We start from the raw sequence: 16,427 nt of genomic DNA on the forward strand, positions 1-16,427 counted from the left end.
CGGAAGGATTAAATAGTGTCATGCAATTAGCACGATCTAGAGCTAGAGGTTTCAGGAATATTGATAATTTTTGTAATATGATATATTTCTTAGGGAATCACTAATCCATAACTTTTGGCGAAGAACCAGAAATTTTAATAACTTCTTTAAGGGCTAATATTTTTTTAAGCACTAAATAAACACAATAATAATGCTATTTTTGTGATTTTAAATTCAAATAAATGTCAAAGAAAAATCTTGCTATTTTAACAATTATAATTGCAATTATTTTAGATCAAGTTATAAAAGTTTACGTGAAAACAAATTTTGTTTCGGGCGAAGAGGTTGTTATTTTTGATTGGTTTAAAATCCATTTTACAGAAAATAACGGCATGGCAATGGGTTTTGAGTTTGGTGGAAAAGGAGGTAAACTTTTTTTAACACTATTTAGACTGGTTGCAGTAACGGCACTTATGTTTTGGTTAATAGGTAACATAAAACGCAAAGTGCATAACGCAGTGATTATCGGAATTTCTCTAATTTTCTCTGGTGCTGTGGGCAATATCATAGATTCTGTATTTTACGGCGTTATTTTTGATCATCCTTCCAATAGATTAGCAACCTTATTTCCTGAAAGTACAGATGGAAAATTGTTTTTTGGCAAGGTTGTAGACATGTTTTATTTTCCTATTTGGAGTGGAGATTTGCCTAGTTGGATTCCTTTTATTGGCGGTGATCCTTTTACTTTTTTCCAATATATTTTTAATCCCGCAGATTCTTTTATAAGCATTGGGGTTGCTTTACTTTTTGTTTTTAGCAAACAGGCTTTCCCAAAAGAAGAAAAAGTAGTGGAGCAATAGTTGATTGTTTTAAAGAGATTAAATAGAGCTTTGCAAAAAATGTAAGACGCCTGTGTATGAAATCTGTGTGTTTACCATAAAATAGCTTTTATTTTTCACTAACTTGTGTTTTTATTGTAAAACTTAAGCTCTTTGTAATGCGTATTTCTAGATATATTCTCGTTTTTTTTGTTGGTTTCTTTATAGCTAAATTTTGGTATCAAAAGGAAGAAAACGAGCAACCGAAAGAAGAAATTAATGTAGTTTTAAATGCCGTTAAAAACATGAGCAAATTGGTCGTTGCTAGCGGAAGTTTTTCTGAAGTTTATAATTTTTCTGATTCTAAAAAATACTTTTACGATTATGTCTCTTTTGATAAACAAGCCATTGTTACTGTAAATGCAAAAGTAGAGGTGGGTTATGATCTATCTAAATTAGAACTTCGAGCAGATTCTGTCGCAAAGAAAATTTATATTAATAAAATTCCTAAAGAAGAAATTACCATTGCTCCAGATGTAAAATATTTCGATTTACAACAAAGTCAGTTTAATACTTTTTCTAAAGAAGACTTAAATAAAATTAACAAAAAAAGCATCGATAAAATTAAGCAAACTGTTGCGTTAACAACCTTAAAAAAAGATGCAAAAACACGACTTTTAGAAGAAATATCTAAAATTTATCAACTCTCGGCGCTCTATGGTTGGGAAGTTGTAGACAATACAAATTCAAGTTTTTTCACAGAATTTGTCGGCAAACTAGATTAATTTATCACACAAAAAGAAGTATTTTTTATTATGTCTGCACCTTTAGAACTTCAAATAAAAACCTTACCAAATGAACCTGGTGTTTATCAATATTTTGATAAAGACGATGTTATTATATATATTGGTAAAGCAAAAAATTTAAAAAAAAGAGTAAATTCTTACTTCACTAAAACTCATGAAAATGGCAAGACGAGAGTTCTTGTAAAAAAGATTGTCAACATAAAACACATCGTTGTTAATACAGAAACAGATGCACTTTTATTAGAAAATAACTTAATTAAAAAGTACAAGCCACGCTATAATGTTCTCTTAAAAGATGATAAAACATATCCTTGGATTTGTATTAAAAAAGAACGGTTTCCTAGAATTTTTATGACGCGTAGAGTTATCAAAGATGGCTCTGAATATTTTGGCCCTTATACTTCGATTAAAACGGTAAGAATTTTATTAGATTTAATAAAGGAACTATATGCTATTAGAACTTGTAGCTACGATTTAAGCCATCAAAATATAAATGAAGGCAAGTATAAAGTCTGTTTAGAGTATCATTTAAAAAACTGTAAAGGAGCTTGTGAAAGTTTTGAAACCGAGACGCAGTATAACGAATCTATCAAAGAAATTAGAAACATTGTAAAAGGAAACTTTAAAGAAAGTTTAGAGAAGTTTCAGGAAATGATGTTGCATTTTGCAGAGGAGATGGAGTTTGAAGAAGCGCAAAAAATTAAAGAAAAATTAGTTTTATTAGGCAATTATCAATCAAAAAGTACTATTATAAATCCGTCTATAAACAATGTAGATGTTTTTTCTTTAATTTCTGATGAAACACACGGATATGCAAATTTTTTAAAGATTTCTAACGGATCAATTATTCAATCAAATACCACAGAAATTAAGAAAAAATTAGATGAAACTGATAAAGAATTATTAGAGCTTTTTATTGTTGAAATAAGACAACGTTTTAACTCACAATCACCAGAAATTTATGTGCCTTTTAAAGTAAATATTGGCGAAAGTGTAAAAGTAACGGTGCCTGTACTAGGAGATAAAAAGCGTATTGTAGAGCTTTCTGAAAGAAATGCTAAATATTATAGAATGGAACAGTTTAAGCAAACACAAATTGTTGATCCAGAAAGACATGTAAAAAGAATTATGGCGCAAATGAAGAAAGATTTGCGTTTGCATGAAGAGCCAAGACATATAGAATGTTTTGACAACTCGAACATACAAGGTACAAACCCGGTGGCGGCCTGTGTGGTTTTTAGAGATGGGAAACCTAGTAAAAAAGAATACAGACATTATAATATAAAAACCGTAAACGGGCCCGATGATTTTGCCTCGATGGAAGAGGTTGTGTATAGAAGGTATAAACGTCTGTTAGAAGAAGGTTCATCTTTGCCACAGCTAATTATTGTGGATGGTGGAAAAGGACAATTATCATCAGGATTAAAAAGTTTAGAAGTTTTAGGGCTACGGGGTAAAATTGCGATAATCGGCATTGCAAAACGTTTGGAAGAAATTTATTATCCAGATGATCCAATACCGTTGTATCTTGACAAAAAATCTGAAACTTTAAAAATTACGCAGTATTTAAGAAACGAGGCACACAGATTTGGTATTACTTTTCACAGAAATAAACGTAGTAAAGGTGCTATACAATCAGAGTTAGAACAAATTCCTAGTGTTGGTAAACAGACTATTACAACTTTATTGCGTAAATTTAAATCGGCAAAGCGTGTAAAAGAAGCTACTTTTAATGAGATAAAAGAAGAAATAGGAAATGCGAGAGCCATGAAAATATATCAGTTTTATCACCCAAAAAAAGAAAATGAAAAATAAAATATTTCTTTTAATTTTTATAGTTCCTATGCTTGTTTTTTCGCAACAAAAACAACCTAAAGTGGGTTTGGTTTTAAGTGGTGGTGGGGCAAAAGGCTTTGCCCATATTGCTGTTTTAAAAGAGATTGATAAAGCAGGTGTTCAGTTAGATTATATTGGTGGTACAAGTATGGGCGCAATTGTTGGTGCGCTGTATGCAGTTGGCTATTCTGGTTTAGAGATAGAAGAAATTGTTCAAAAAATAGACTTTATTTCTTTGTTAAGAGATGAGCTACCAAGAAGTACTTCTACTTTTTTTGAAAAGGAATACGGAGAAAAGACAAAAATAACGTTACCGGTAACAAAGGGTTCTTTGGGTTTGCCAAGAGCCGTTTCTAAAGGACAAAATATTTTGAATCTGCTTTTTGAACTATTAGATAGTACAGAAGATGTAACCGATTTTTCTAAACTACCAATTCCTTTTTTTTGTATTGCAACCGATGTAGAGAATGGCGGTGCAGTATTACTAGAAAAAGGCTCTTTACCGCTAGCGTTAAGAGCAAGTGGTTCTTTTCCTACATTATTAAATCCTGTTATTTTAGAAGATAAACTTTTAGTAGATGGTGGTATTGCCAATAATTTTCCTGTAAGCGTTATGAAATCTAAAGATATGGATATTGTAATTGGGGTTGATGTAGAAGGAAGGTTATACGAAAAAGAAAAATTAACTTCGGCGATAGCTATTTTAAACCAGATTGTAAGCTATAAAATGTATGCGAAAACAAAGCAAGAAAAATTAAAATTAGATGTCTACATTCATCCTGATATTTTTGAATATAGCGTGGTAGATTTTGATAGAAAAAATGAGATTATTAACAAAGGCGAGCAGGAGGTAAAAAATTTTAAAAAAATTTTTAGAGAAATAGCAACAAAGCAAATTATTAAAAAAGAGCGAAAACCAATTATAATAAATAGAAAGAAAAGATATATTTCAGATATCAATATTATTGGAGCCAAAGAGTATACACGAGCTTTTGTGCTGGGTAAATTAAAGATTAAAGAAGGAGATAGTGTTTATAGGGAAGAGATTTCTAGAAGAATTAATTTATTATCTGCCACTAAAAATTATGAGCGCATTGTTTATAGTTTAAAAAAGCAAAAGGATGCTTCTTATCAATTAACTTTTACTTTAAAAGAGACGAAAGAAAATGCGACACTTAGCTTGGGTGCACATTATGATTTATTATACAAATCTGGTGTGTTGGCAAGTTACAAGCAGAAGAACCTTTTAAATAAGAACGATCTATTGGCTTTAGATGTCGTTTTAGGAGATAATTTACGGTATAATTTAAGCTATTTTGTAGATAATGGTTTTTATATTAGCTACGGTTTTAGGTCGCGATACGATCATTTTAGAGACAATGCAAAGTTTAATTTAGTAGCATCTCAAGTTCCTAATGTTACAAACATCAACTTAAATTACACCGATATTACCAACCAATTATTTGTACAAACTACATTTAATAGAAAATTTGCACTGGGCCTTGGCGTAGAACATAAATACATAAGTGCCAAAACAGCAACAATTACAACCAATAATAATGAAACGATATTAGACGATAGTAATTACTATAGCCTCTATGGGTATTTAAGGTTAGACACTTATGATAAAAAATATTTTGTAACAAAAGGATATTTTGCCGATTTAAACTTTAAATGGTATACGGCATCATCTGATTTTAATAACAATTTTAGATCATTTTCTCAAGCCAAAGGCACTTTGGGCTTTGCAACTACTTTTGGTGATAGGTTAACGTTTCAAAACACCAACGAGGCTGGTTTTACGTTTAACAATCCTACATCAGACGTTTTTGATTTTTATGTTGGGGGGTATAATCAAAACTTTATAAACACATTTGTTTCTTTCTATGGATATGAATTTGCAGATTTATCTAACGACTCTTTTGTAAAGTCAGAATTCAATTTAAGATACCGTTTTTATGACAAACATTACGCCACCGCTATTGCGAATTATGGTCGTTTAGATGACAATGTTTTTAAAGATATAGAGATTTTTAAAAACATTAAATCGGGTTATGCTTTAGGCTACAGTTATGATTCTTTAATTGGTCCTATTGAATTAAAATATAGTTGGTCTCCAGACACCAAGCAAAATTACTGGTTGTTTAATTTAGGCTTTTGGTTTTAATAAAAAAACCAGTGAAAAGAAGTTCACTGGTTTCCGTTTTAAATAATTTTTATAGCGCTTATTTAAGCATCATATAAGCTACAACCTTTCTTTATTTTACTTGTTTTGTGCTTAAATAAAACTCTTCATAGGTGTTTAAAAGATTCATTAGAGCAGAAATTAAGTCTTTAGTTTCTAGCAATAGGCTAAAGTATAAAGTGGTGTTTTTAGGACTGGTTTCATCCGTTCTTATTCTTGCAACTTGTTTTTCAATTGAGGAAGATACGTTTTTTATCAATTCTTGTTTTTCGAATAAAATATCACCTAAATTATCAAAGGTTCTTTTTTCAAAAGTTTGTGCTACTTTTATTAAAAGTTCAGTTAATTCTTCATTGATCTGTTTTAGATCGTTTAACTGTGCCTTCTTTAAGTTTTTATGATTGTTATTTACGTGTTTGTAACTTGCTCTAGAGATGTAACTAATAGATTGTGCTACGTCTTGTAAATAGCCTAAAACCATAATATAAAACCTACTTGCTTGCACAGAGGTTTCATCTAAAGATTTTATAAAATAGAAAACACCGTCTTTTAAACCATCAATTTCATCATTTAATTTAGCTACGTGCTTATCTGTTTTACGAAGTTTATTCAAATCATGATTCGATAAATCATTTACAACATTGGTATATAATTTATTTACACGAGTTGCAACTTCTGATATATGATCTGCACTTTCCTCAATAACACCGTTTATGGTTATTAATTCGGCTCTTTCAATATATTCTCTTTTTTTAACTTCTTTAGATTTGTTTCTAACGATTAAAGTATTTCTAGTTATTAAAATGGCAACAACTGCTAACAAAACAGGAATCATAACCATATCCCAACTAATTAAGTACGCTACTAAAGCAGCGGCTAAAAATGCTGTGATAGCTGTTAAAAACCAACCCCCAATAACATTAAGTACACCCGCAACTCTGTAAACAGCACTTTCACGGCCCCAAGCTCTATCTGCTAAAGAAGTACCCATGGCAACCATAAAAGTAACGTATGTTGTAGATAAAGGTAACTTCATAGAGGTTGCAACTGAAATTAAAATACCAGCAACAATTAAATTTACAGAAGCTCTTACCAAGTCAAAAGCAGGTAATTCATAGCTTTTATCTTTATTTATTTCAATTTTTGGTTTTTGAAATTTAGAATCGATAAGAGATAAAGTTGATTTTGGAACAATATAGCTAATACCAGTATTGATGCTCATTGCTAACCTTACAACAACTCTTGATAAGGGATTTGGCTGAAATTTTTCATGCCCTTCTCCTTGGCGAGATAAGTCAATCCCTGTTTTTATAACGTTTTGAGCTTTACTAGAAGTCCATAAAGTAATAACCATTATAGTACCTGCAGCTAATAGTAACCACACATTAGAGGGTACTTTTTCTGCTAAAATACCCATAGAAAAAGCATCTGCATTTACGCCAGAAACCTCCCATGCTTGGTAAGAATTCCAAGCTGCTATTGGCACGCCAACAAAGTTTACCAAGTCGTTTCCTGAAAAGGCCATGGCTAGAGAAAATGTACCAACCCCAATAATTAACTTCAAAATATTTACTTTAAAGAATTGTATTAATAGTTGAGAAATAATTGACCAAACAACAAAACTACCCGCTATTATGGAAAGTGAATTTCCTTCAATTAAGAACTTAATATCATCGTAGAAAGGAGTTCCTTTCATACCCTTAATAAATATAAAGTAAGTAATGGCCGTTATCGCAAAGCCGCCAAACAATGCATTTATATAAATAGGTCTCTTATTAAAATTAAAAGTATAGATTAATCTTGATAAAAATTGAACCATAGCACCAACAGAAAAAGCTACCACTACAGAAAGTAATATTCCATTAATAATTTCTAGCGCTTTTTTATGATTAATATAGTTCCAGATATCGGAGATTGAATGGTCATTATTTGCAGATATTTTTATTAAAGAGATACAAACAGCCGCACCTAACAATTCAAATACAATAGAAACTGTGGTTGATGTTGGCATGCCTAAAGAATTAAAAATATCTAAAAGTAGAATATCAGTAATCATTACGGCCATAAAAATGAACATAATGTCTTGAAACATAAACATATTAGGATTAAAAATACCTTTACGGGCTACCTCCATCATTCCACTAGAAGTAATGGCTCCAAAAAACACACCTAAACTAGCAATAATCATAATGTTTTTAACAGAAATTGCTTTAGAGCCAATTGCTGAATTCAAGAAATTTACGGCATCATTACTTACACCTACAACCAAGTCTACAATCGCTAAAACAGCTAAAGCAACAAGCATTAAAATATATGGATCTCCCATTGTTTTGAATTTAGTTTGCAAATTTACAAACACAATAAATTGTGAATGTTATGCTTATGTTATTTAATTTATATTAAAAATGAATATCTACTTGTAATCTATACATTAATTGGTTTGAGTTAAAACCAATAGCTGTGTAACTTATATCTGTCTGAAATTTTAATTTGTGACCTGCAATATATTTAGATAAACCCAAAGTATATTGATTTTCTGAACCTTTTCCTGTAATATTTTTATTCAGAGAAATATTGGTGTAACGTGCAGAGATTTCAACAGTTTTAGAGATCAAGTATCCTGTTTGTAAATTTAAGCCAGTACCAACTTGCACTACAGCTCCTGTTAAAGTTCCATCAGAATTTTTAGCAATAGCATCATCTGCCTCTCTGTTGGCGTATTCTGCCATCAATGAAAATCCTTTTCGCTTAAACATGGCATCTATAAACACAGTAGAAATATCGGTTGCATAAAAACCAAGATCAGTAGTCATATAAGCACCCATATTACTTCTGGTTCTTACAGCGTTTTTATTAATGTCATATCCAAAAGCAAAAGACAGTTTAGAACTGTCTTCAAATTTTAAATCGCTTCCTCTATAATCGCCTTTGTTTTTAAAGTTTCCGAAGGGAAGAAATTCTATTCTACTTGTAAATTGATGTCCTCCCTTGTTTCCTCTGGTAACATTCCTTCCTTCTCCTTGAGAAATTGAAAAAATTTCTTTCATTATAAAAGAGTCGGTAATGTTTGTTTTATGTCTTAATTGTATTCCAATATCTCGATCGATATTAAATCTACTATTTAGTAAAGATCGGTCTACCATTTGTAAATCTCCAGAAGAAATAACACGTTCTCTATTGCCTGGTAATTTTGTTTGTCCGAACCACAAGACAAATTCTCCAGAAAAGTTCCATTTTAAAACAGCATCCATAATGTATCTAGGAGAGTTGTGCGTAAATTCTGAAGCGCCAGATTGATCTCTATTAGATAATCCTAGTTCTAGTTTGTATTTTAATTTAGGAGAAAATGCAAAACCATCAAACTTTAAACGAGACCGTCTAATTAGCATGGATGTTTCGGGGTTCGATAAACCATTCTGATGATCCCACTGCGAAATTGCCAAAGTTTGAAACCTTAAACCTATTTTCATGACCCAAGTGCTGTCTTCACCTACTAAATTGAAAAGACCTTTTCCGAATTTTGGAGTGTTCGTTTCTTGTGCTTGCGAGCTCAAGAAAACGCATGTGCACAAGAGTATTACTACTTTTTGCAGCGTAGATAATTTCATTATTATTAGTTTTTGTCAACGCAAAGAACCAACAATAATGTTAATGCAACATTAAAAGATAAAAAAACTGCCTTGGCCAAAGGCAGTAAGTCATATAACATAGTCGACAAAAACTAATATAATTATAATGACAAGCTCTTTAAAGATTACTACAAAGATGCAACCCGAACTTAAATTTAATGTTTAACTTAAATTAAGAAATGGTTAACAAATTTTTCGATTTTACTTTTAGTTAATGTTTCTGTAACCCAACCATAATTTAAAGCTAACGTTCAGTTTACAGATGTAGATATACTTTTGTAGCGTAAAAATTATGTTTTAAAAATGAAGAAAATTCTATTGATCACTATATTATTTTTGAGTCAGTTACTAACGGCTCAAGATAAAGGTACTTTAAAAGGGTTCTTAACGGATAAAGAAACCAATAATGAATCTTTGCCTTTTGCGAATGTAATTATTAAAGGCACAACAACAGGTACAACTACAGATTTTGATGGTTTGTATTCGATACAAGTGCCTGCCGGAAGACATATTGTTGTTTTTAGCTTTTTAGGATATAAAAGTGTGGAGAAAGCATTCACTATTAAATCGGGAGAAACGGTTACAATTAATCAATTATTGTCTGCTGAAGAAGGTGTTGCTTTAGATGATATCATTATAACCACCACAACAACTAAAAATACTGCAAACGCACTTTTATTAGAACAAAAAAAGGCTACAGTGATTAAGGAGAGTATTGGCTCTGTAGAATTAGCGAAACAAGGGGTTAGTGATGCCGCTGGTGCGGTTACTAAAATATCAGGTGTTTCTAAACAAGAGGGCTCTAATAATGTATATGTTCGTGGTTTAGGAGATCGATATTTAAATACAACTATGAATGGTTTGTCTTTACCTTCTAATGATGTAAATAAAAAGAATATAGATTTAACTTTATTTCCGTCAGATGTAATACAAAGTGTTTCTATTAGTAAAGCATATTCGCCAGAATTTTATGGAGATTTTGCTGCGGGTAACATCGATATAACTTCTAAAGAATACAAAGGAGATTCTTTCTTTGATGTATCTGTTGGTTCTGGAGTGAACACAAGAGCTGCCGATAAGGATTTTAGAAAAACGCAAGGTTCTGGGCAATTAGGCTTTTATAGAAGATATGCGCACAATCCTTTTGCTGTTGTTCTTTCTCATGGTGTAGATCCCGAAAATGGGGGTACTCCTGTAAATATAGCTATTGGTTTAAGTGGTGGTAAATCTTTTAATTTTAAAGATGATTCTCGTTTAAGTTTATTTGGTACAGCCTCTTTTCAAAACGGATACGAATACAGAGAAGGACCTGTTGTAGATTTTACAAATGTTTATAAAGTACGCTATCCAAATGCTCAAGAATTTGAATATTCTACAGCAAGCACGGTAATGGGTAATGCTATTTATAAAATTAATAACAATCATAAAGTAAAGTATACCACGATGTTTTTTAATAGCTCTTCTGATCAAGTTGGTTATTATGGTGTAAAAGGTTTGGGTCAAAATAGAGATGCTATTTTAGATACAGACAGAGGCTTTTATCAGATGAACGTTCAGTTTAATCAAGATTTAATTTTTGTAAATCAGCTTACAGGAGAACATAATTTTTATGATTATGGTAAAGAAGATCCTACTTATAAACTTACTTGGGGTGTAGGTTACAATAATGTTTTTGCACACGAGCCAGACAGAAAAAGAATAAGTTTAGAAAATTATCAATATGCATTAGATTCAGATCCAAACACCAATGCTTCTTTTTTCAGCAATACGGTATTTGATAATCAAAGATATTTTCAAAAAATTATCGATGAGGAATTAAATAGCCGAATAAATTTAGAACATACTATTTCAGAGACGTTTACTTTGAATTATGGGTATAACGGAAGGATTAAAAAACGTGATTTTGAGAACATACGTTATGGGTACGATTTTAACACTCCAAGATTGCAGGTTGCAGATCCTAATAATTTAGATGCTGTTTTTAACGTTGAAAATTTTGGAACAGTTTACAATACTGAGGTTTTTAATTCTATTGCACCGGGCAGATACGGAACAACAAATTTTCCTGGAGCTAATGAAAATACTTATAATGGCGAGTTAGAGATACATGCAGGTTTTATTTCTGCGGTGCTTTTAGCGAGCGAAAAATTATCGATTGTCCCTGGAGTTCGTGTAGAAGCTTTTAGCCAACAGATTAATTATGATGTGATCAACATCAACCCAAATGATCCTAAATTTAGACAAGCAAATGAAACATTTATTTTACCAAGTTTAAATATTAAATATGCTTTAAACGATAATCAAAATTTACGTTTTACATTTAGTAAAACCGTTTCTGTACCAGAATTTAAAGAAGTAGCTCCGTTTGTTTATGAGGCGGTAAGTCAAAGAGTTGGTGGTAACCCAGATTTGTTAAACGACCCATCTTTTTCAGAAGTATTTAATTTAGATTTAAAATATGAATGGTTTTTATCTAGAGGAGAAATCTTATCGTTAAGTACTTTTGGTAAGCAAATTAACAATCCTATAAACCTCGTTATTGCAAATGATGCAACAGGTACACAGCGTTATTTTAGAACAGGAGACAAAGCAACTGTTCTTGGCGTTGAGTTTGAAGGCAGAAAAAATTTCATTACCAATGATGATGATGAAACGCAATTATCCGCAGGTTTTAATTTTACCTACATGCACACCAAACAAGATTTAAAAGATGTAAACGGATTGTTTAGTGCAAACTTTAATAGAGCTTCAGACCAACTTCAAGGTGCATCACCAATTTTATTAAATGCAAATCTTACATATAGTCCAACAAAATTTGAAAACTATAAACCAATAGCATCTATAGTGTTTTCTTACTTTTCTGATAGAATAGATGCTTTAGGCGCAGGTCAATTAGGCAATATTATAGAAAAATCTGTATCAACTTTAGATTTTGTGTTTAAAAATCAAATAGGCGAGAACATAGAAATTAATCTAAATGCTAGAAACCTATTAGATCCTAATATTACAAGATTAAGAGAAAACACTTCTTTGGGAGATGTAATTTTATCAGAATATCAAATAGGAAGAACCATAAGCATCGGCTTCAATTATAAATTTTAAATAGTATAAATAACTAGAATTAGAAACTAAAAATGAACAAATTAAACTTTAAAACAATGAGAAATAAATTTTTATTTGCAATGACAATTGCTGCTGCACTTTTCACTTCATGTGGCGAAGACGGAACTGCTGACATCATAATTAATGATAATAGCGTTGTAAACAATAATAACGGAACGGGTAATTCAGGAACTACGGGCGAAGCTATTTCATTATCAGGGAACTACACAGAAAGCTTAACGCTAGATATAGCAAATACGTATACCATTACAGGGCCTACTATTTTCGAAGATGGAACAACTTTAACGATTCCTGCTGGGATGACAATTAAAGCTGCTGCAACTGGTGCAGATGTTTATTTAGCGATTGCTCAAGGAGCAAAAATTAATGCAGAAGGTACTTCATCTCAACCAATTATTTTTACATCTGCTGCATCTACTCCAAATGCAGGAGATTGGGGCGGATTAATTATGTTAGGTAAAGCGCCAGTAAATTCGGTTTCAGGTAATGCAACAGCAACTTCAGAAATTGCAAATTTACCTTATGGAGGTTTACTTGCAGATGATAATTCTGGAATGTTACGGTATGTAAGAGTAGAATATTCTGGAGGAAAAGCAGATGGGCAGTCAGAAAATAATGGTTTTTCTCTTTATGGAGTTGGGAATACAACTGTTTTAGAGTACATTCAAATGTTTGAAGGTAAAGATGATGGTATCGAGTTTTTTGGAGGTACTGTAAATGTGCGTTATTTATCTATTGTAAATGCAGAAGATGACTCTATAGACTGGACAGAAGGTTACACGGGTAATATAACAGATGCATATGTAAAGCACGGTGTAGAACACGATAAAGGTATTGAAGCAGATGGTTATAATTCTGATATTGGTAACAATTCTAGCCCAATATTTTGGTCTAGCCCAACCGTAACTAATTTAACAATCATTGGTTTAGGAAGCGGTACAGCGAATGAAGCTGTTCGTTTAAGAGAAGGAACTCAAGGTGTTTTTACAAATGTTTGGATTGAAGGTTTTGCAGAAGCTTTTGATTTAGATGGTAATACAGGAAACAGCCCAACGGGTCAAGGAGTGTTAGATGGTACATTAAAAGTAAATTCTGTAATTTTTGCGGATGTAACAAAAAAATTACAAAACGACACAGATTTCACTTTTACAGATGCAGATTTCTATACAGAAGATACCACTTTAATGGGAACAGATTATGCAACTTGGGGTGCAGGTTGGACAAGACAGTAATGCTAGTCTAAAGAATTAGTAACAAGAATATTTAAGTAGTAAAAGAGTGTCTAAAATTAAATTTTAGACACTCTTTTTTTGCTTCAAAAAATAATATTACTAACGAGTACTTTCATAACTTAAAGTCTCAAATAGCACCTATTTTTTTGTTTTTTGTACGTCATTCAAAAAATGTAAGTTTTCTAAACTGTTATGGACTCTAAAGTTAATCGTGCATTTTAGATCTGTTTGTAAGGTTTTTACCAAATTATTATTGGGGGTCCATTTTACCAAATAGAAACCATTTACAGCTGTCAATTTCATTTTAAAATCAAAATATTCAGTCATTTTTGCAGAAAAATGATTGGAGTTCGATGCTGAAAACATTGAAAATAAAACATAAATACTTCATTTTTTTAGGTTGATTTTTTATAGGTATTCTTTATTCCCTAAACCAATCACAAATTTAAATTCATATTCTTTTTGTTGATTGTGATGAAAAAAGACCCAATATTAATTTGTTTATACAAGGTAGATTTCGGTATAAAAATGCTTCATTTACGGGCTCCTGTTGATTTTTTTTTTGACTCCTAACTTTACATAGTCTTTTGTTCTTACTATTGTTGTTATTTTGAAAATAGTTATTTTCTAAAACATAATACGCAAGGCTTTTCCATGAATTATTTTCCTGATCTTTTTCAAATTTATTTGCAGTCCCAAAGTTATCCTGCAAAGCGTCAATATCTTTCACAAATAAATTATGGAGTGAACTACATCCTAAAAAAGTAAGGATGGATGCAATGAGTATTATATTTTTAAAAGCGAGGTTTATTTTTTGTAGATTAAAGTTTACCAACTAACTTAAGGTTAAAGCACTATAAAGACATTAGAGAAATTACTTCATAATTGCGCCCGAAAACAACGAGAATGTACTAATAGTAGCGCAAAAAAAGCACTTAAGATTAAGTGCTTTTTTAAATGTAAGATTCTGTATTTAAAAGTTAGAGCGTTATATTAACATGCTATTATTTTGTTAGAGAGGTGTTTGATTAAGTTTAGCAATAGTATGTACTGTTTACAAACCCTTTACAAACCCTTTATAAAGCGATTAAATAAAATGTTCTATTAAATCTAGTTAAGCTATTTGTTTAAGAGCTTTGCTTTTCTTGTAAAATAATTTTTTGCATCGTTTTTACGCTTACAGAACTTCCATCATGGCTCCATCCTGGAGGTCCAAAAACATACATTGCTTTGTGATACAAGTTTTTAGACTTTTTTGTGTCGTTCCAAATATCTTTATATTCGTGGGTTAAAATTGTCCAAGGATTGTAAGAGTTTGGTGCTTTTGTAACTCCATATTCTATATCAATATTCTCGTCTAACTCTTTCCAAGTTCCGAATACTCTATCAAAAATATTTAAAAAACCACCATGATTTTTGTCCATGTATTCCACATTTTTTGCGTGATGTACTTGATGCATGGTATGGGTGTTAAAGATCTTATCAACAAATTTAAGTTTTGGTATGTAAACAGAGTGCAATTGAAATTGCCATAAAGCCTCTATACCTAAACAAACCACAACCATTTCTGGCGGAAAACCAATAGCTGGCAGCCACATGTAAAAAAAAGGTTTGTATAAAATAGTAAACCAACCGTTACGGACGGCGGTGCCTAAATTAAAATTATCTGACGAGTGATGAACAATGTGTGCCGCCCAAAGAAAACGCACCATATGATTCTGTCTATGAAACCAATAATAACTAAAATCATCTAATATTTGACAAATAATCCAAACATACCAAGCATATCCAAAAGATTCCCATCCCATAATATTAGTACGAATCCCCTCTAATAAAGGATTAAAAAATTCGTACACATAATTAAAAATAATAATTGCCGAAATTGTTTTAATTAAAGGCGCAAGAATGGCAGAACCAATGCCCATTGTTAAACTCGATGTCAAGTCTTTCCAGTTATAAAGATCTTTTTTATCGTGTGTTTTGCTGTAGGTTAGTTCTAATAAAATGAGTCCCAAAAAACAGGGAACACCATATATTAAAGGGTTTGTGAAATCCATTGTTTACTAGTTTTTATTGATTATTTTTTTTCAACCAAGCTCTAATCTGTTTTCTTAAAGATTGCTCTGGCTTTGGTAAAGGAATCGTTTTTCCGAATTGTTTACTCCTATTAAATTTAGAAAACGTAATTTTTAATTGCTTCCATTCTTCAGGATACATCGCTAAAAACTTATTGAACATGCTCTGTTCAGTCTGTTTTTCTTGGAGTTTCTCAAAGATAAGTTGGAATTTTTCTTCTTGGTCTAAAAGCATTTTGTAAATATAAAAAGAAAAAAAAAGAAAATCAACTGTGATACAGGGCTTATTTTGATTAATTAGTAAAAAGTAGTATAATTCATCATTCCTGTCTGGTAAAAGAGGCAAGATTGCTTTGAAGGGAACCAAGACTTGATCCTAACTATCTGACAAACAAACATAATTTGAAATATAATTATCAATTTTATCTTGCTGAAATTATCTTCAAAAAAGCAAGGTATCATTTAAAAAATTCGTGGAATCCCTTATTTTAACAGAGTTTATCAAACTAACAATATTTGTAACCGCACACTAATGATAATTAATTTATGTAATCTTTTTTAATTTGATTTTCTAAAACTAAATTTACGGCGTTTGCAATATCTTTCGCAAATACTGCAATCTGATCTGCGGCAGTAATACTGTCTAGTTTTTTATCAATTATTACAGGGCTAATATGCACGGCAATTTCAATAACTAGCTTTTTGTACTCTTTTTCTGATAATTTACTACTCATCTTGTTTTTC

At 31.3% G+C, this 16,427-nt stretch carries 12 protein-coding genes; 7 read left to right on the forward strand and 5 right to left on the reverse strand.

Going from position 1 to position 16,427, the window contains the following annotated elements; genetic code table 11:
- The 5 genes from ES044_RS08250 to ES044_RS08270 all read left to right on the forward strand — a co-directional run.
- Nucleotides 1–104, forward strand: a 104-nt coding sequence (locus tag ES044_RS08250; RefSeq protein ID WP_147118358.1) for a transposase, incomplete at its 5' end; no start/stop codon positions are given.
- A gap of 117 nt (nucleotides 105–221) precedes the next feature.
- The gene (locus ES044_RS08255; protein ID WP_147119004.1) at nucleotides 222–839 is read left to right on the forward strand and encodes a lipoprotein signal peptidase; all 618 of its coding nucleotides are present in this window, start codon (nucleotides 222–224) and stop codon (nucleotides 837–839) included.
- Between the two features lie 137 nt (nucleotides 840–976).
- Entirely contained in the window at nucleotides 977–1,582 is a 606-nt protein-coding gene (locus tag ES044_RS08260) for a DUF4230 domain-containing protein (RefSeq protein ID WP_147119003.1), read from the forward strand.
- Nucleotides 1,583–1,612: 30 nt separating this feature from the next.
- Nucleotides 1,613–3,418 (forward strand): excinuclease ABC subunit UvrC, encoded by a 1,806-nt coding sequence (gene uvrC / locus ES044_RS08265; RefSeq protein ID WP_147119002.1) that lies wholly within the window; start codon nucleotides 1,613–1,615, stop codon nucleotides 3,416–3,418.
- Nucleotides 3,408–5,606 carry a patatin-like phospholipase family protein gene (locus tag ES044_RS08270; protein WP_147119001.1) on the forward strand — a complete coding sequence of 733 codons (2,199 nt, stop codon included), beginning with the start codon at nucleotides 3,408–3,410 and terminating at the stop codon, nucleotides 5,604–5,606. Before uvrC ends, ES044_RS08270 begins: the two co-directional genes overlap by 11 nt.
- Nucleotides 5,607–5,697: 91 nt before the next feature.
- Here the strand turns inward: ES044_RS08270 and ES044_RS08275 are convergent, their stop codons facing one another.
- Together ES044_RS08275 and ES044_RS08280 are read right to left on the reverse strand one after the other, a co-directional pair.
- The gene (locus ES044_RS08275) at nucleotides 5,698–7,950 is read right to left on the reverse strand and encodes an inorganic phosphate transporter (protein ID WP_147119000.1); all 2,253 of its coding nucleotides are present in this window, start codon (nucleotides 7,948–7,950) and stop codon (nucleotides 5,698–5,700) included.
- 73 nt (nucleotides 7,951–8,023) lie between these two features.
- On the reverse strand, nucleotides 8,024–9,232 hold the full coding sequence (locus tag ES044_RS08280; protein WP_147118999.1) for a porin: 1,209 nt from the start codon (nucleotides 9,230–9,232) through the stop codon (nucleotides 8,024–8,026).
- 324 nt (nucleotides 9,233–9,556) lie between these two features.
- Here ES044_RS08280 and ES044_RS08285 point away from each other — a divergent pair, with 324 nt between their 5' ends.
- A complete protein-coding gene (locus tag ES044_RS08285) occupies nucleotides 9,557–12,355 on the forward strand; it encodes a TonB-dependent receptor (RefSeq protein ID WP_147118998.1) in 2,799 nt (932 codons plus the stop codon).
- A gap of 56 nt (nucleotides 12,356–12,411) precedes the next feature.
- Nucleotides 12,412–13,608: a multidrug transporter gene (locus tag ES044_RS08290; RefSeq protein ID WP_189663246.1), complete on the forward strand. Its 1,197-nt coding sequence runs from the start codon at nucleotides 12,412–12,414 to the stop codon at nucleotides 13,606–13,608.
- A 1,127-nt stretch (nucleotides 13,609–14,735) separates the two neighbouring features.
- Here ES044_RS08290 and ES044_RS08295 read toward each other — a convergent pair.
- The 3 genes from ES044_RS08295 to ES044_RS08305 all read right to left on the reverse strand — a co-directional run bounded on the left by ES044_RS08295 (nucleotide 14,736) and on the right by ES044_RS08305 (nucleotide 16,417).
- Complete coding sequence (locus ES044_RS08295) at nucleotides 14,736–15,665, reverse strand: sterol desaturase family protein (RefSeq protein WP_147118996.1); 930 nt, start codon at nucleotides 15,663–15,665, stop codon at nucleotides 14,736–14,738.
- A 13-nt stretch (nucleotides 15,666–15,678) separates the two neighbouring features.
- Nucleotides 15,679–15,918, reverse strand: coding sequence for a hypothetical protein (locus ES044_RS08300; protein ID WP_147118995.1), 240 nt, complete (start codon nucleotides 15,916–15,918; stop codon nucleotides 15,679–15,681).
- A 304-nt stretch (nucleotides 15,919–16,222) separates the two neighbouring features.
- On the reverse strand, nucleotides 16,223–16,417 hold the full coding sequence (locus ES044_RS08305; protein ID WP_147118994.1) for a hypothetical protein: 195 nt from the start codon (nucleotides 16,415–16,417) through the stop codon (nucleotides 16,223–16,225).
- Nucleotides 16,418–16,427: the final 10 nt, after the last annotated feature.

The sequence above is a fragment of the Polaribacter sp. IC066 genome (assembly GCF_007997085.1).
Taxonomy (GTDB): Bacteria; Bacteroidota; Bacteroidia; order Flavobacteriales; family Flavobacteriaceae; genus Polaribacter.

Excerpts from the sequence above, each read along its gene's own strand:
- ES044_RS08295 (WP_147118996.1), bottom strand. The coding sequence starts at position 15,665 with ATGGATTTCACAAACCCTTTAATATATGGTGTTCCCTGTTTTTTGGGA.
- ES044_RS08285 (WP_147118998.1), top strand. The coding sequence starts at position 9,557 with ATGAAGAAAATTCTATTGATCACTATATTATTTTTGAGTCAGTTACTA.
- ES044_RS08305 (WP_147118994.1), bottom strand. The coding sequence starts at position 16,417 with ATGAGTAGTAAATTATCAGAAAAAGAGTACAAAAAGCTAGTTATTGAA.
- ES044_RS08280 (WP_147118999.1), bottom strand. The coding sequence starts at position 9,232 with ATGAAATTATCTACGCTGCAAAAAGTAGTAATACTCTTGTGCACATGC.
- ES044_RS08275 (WP_147119000.1), bottom strand. The coding sequence starts at position 7,950 with ATGGGAGATCCATATATTTTAATGCTTGTTGCTTTAGCTGTTTTAGCG.
- ES044_RS08300 (WP_147118995.1), bottom strand. The coding sequence starts at position 15,918 with ATGCTTTTAGACCAAGAAGAAAAATTCCAACTTATCTTTGAGAAACTC.
- ES044_RS08270 (WP_147119001.1), top strand. The coding sequence starts at position 3,408 with ATGAAAAATAAAATATTTCTTTTAATTTTTATAGTTCCTATGCTTGTT.
- ES044_RS08260 (WP_147119003.1), top strand. The coding sequence starts at position 977 with ATGCGTATTTCTAGATATATTCTCGTTTTTTTTGTTGGTTTCTTTATA.
- uvrC (WP_147119002.1), top strand. The coding sequence starts at position 1,613 with ATGTCTGCACCTTTAGAACTTCAAATAAAAACCTTACCAAATGAACCT.
- ES044_RS08255 (WP_147119004.1), top strand. The coding sequence starts at position 222 with ATGTCAAAGAAAAATCTTGCTATTTTAACAATTATAATTGCAATTATT.
- ES044_RS08290 (WP_189663246.1), top strand. The coding sequence starts at position 12,412 with ATGAGAAATAAATTTTTATTTGCAATGACAATTGCTGCTGCACTTTTC.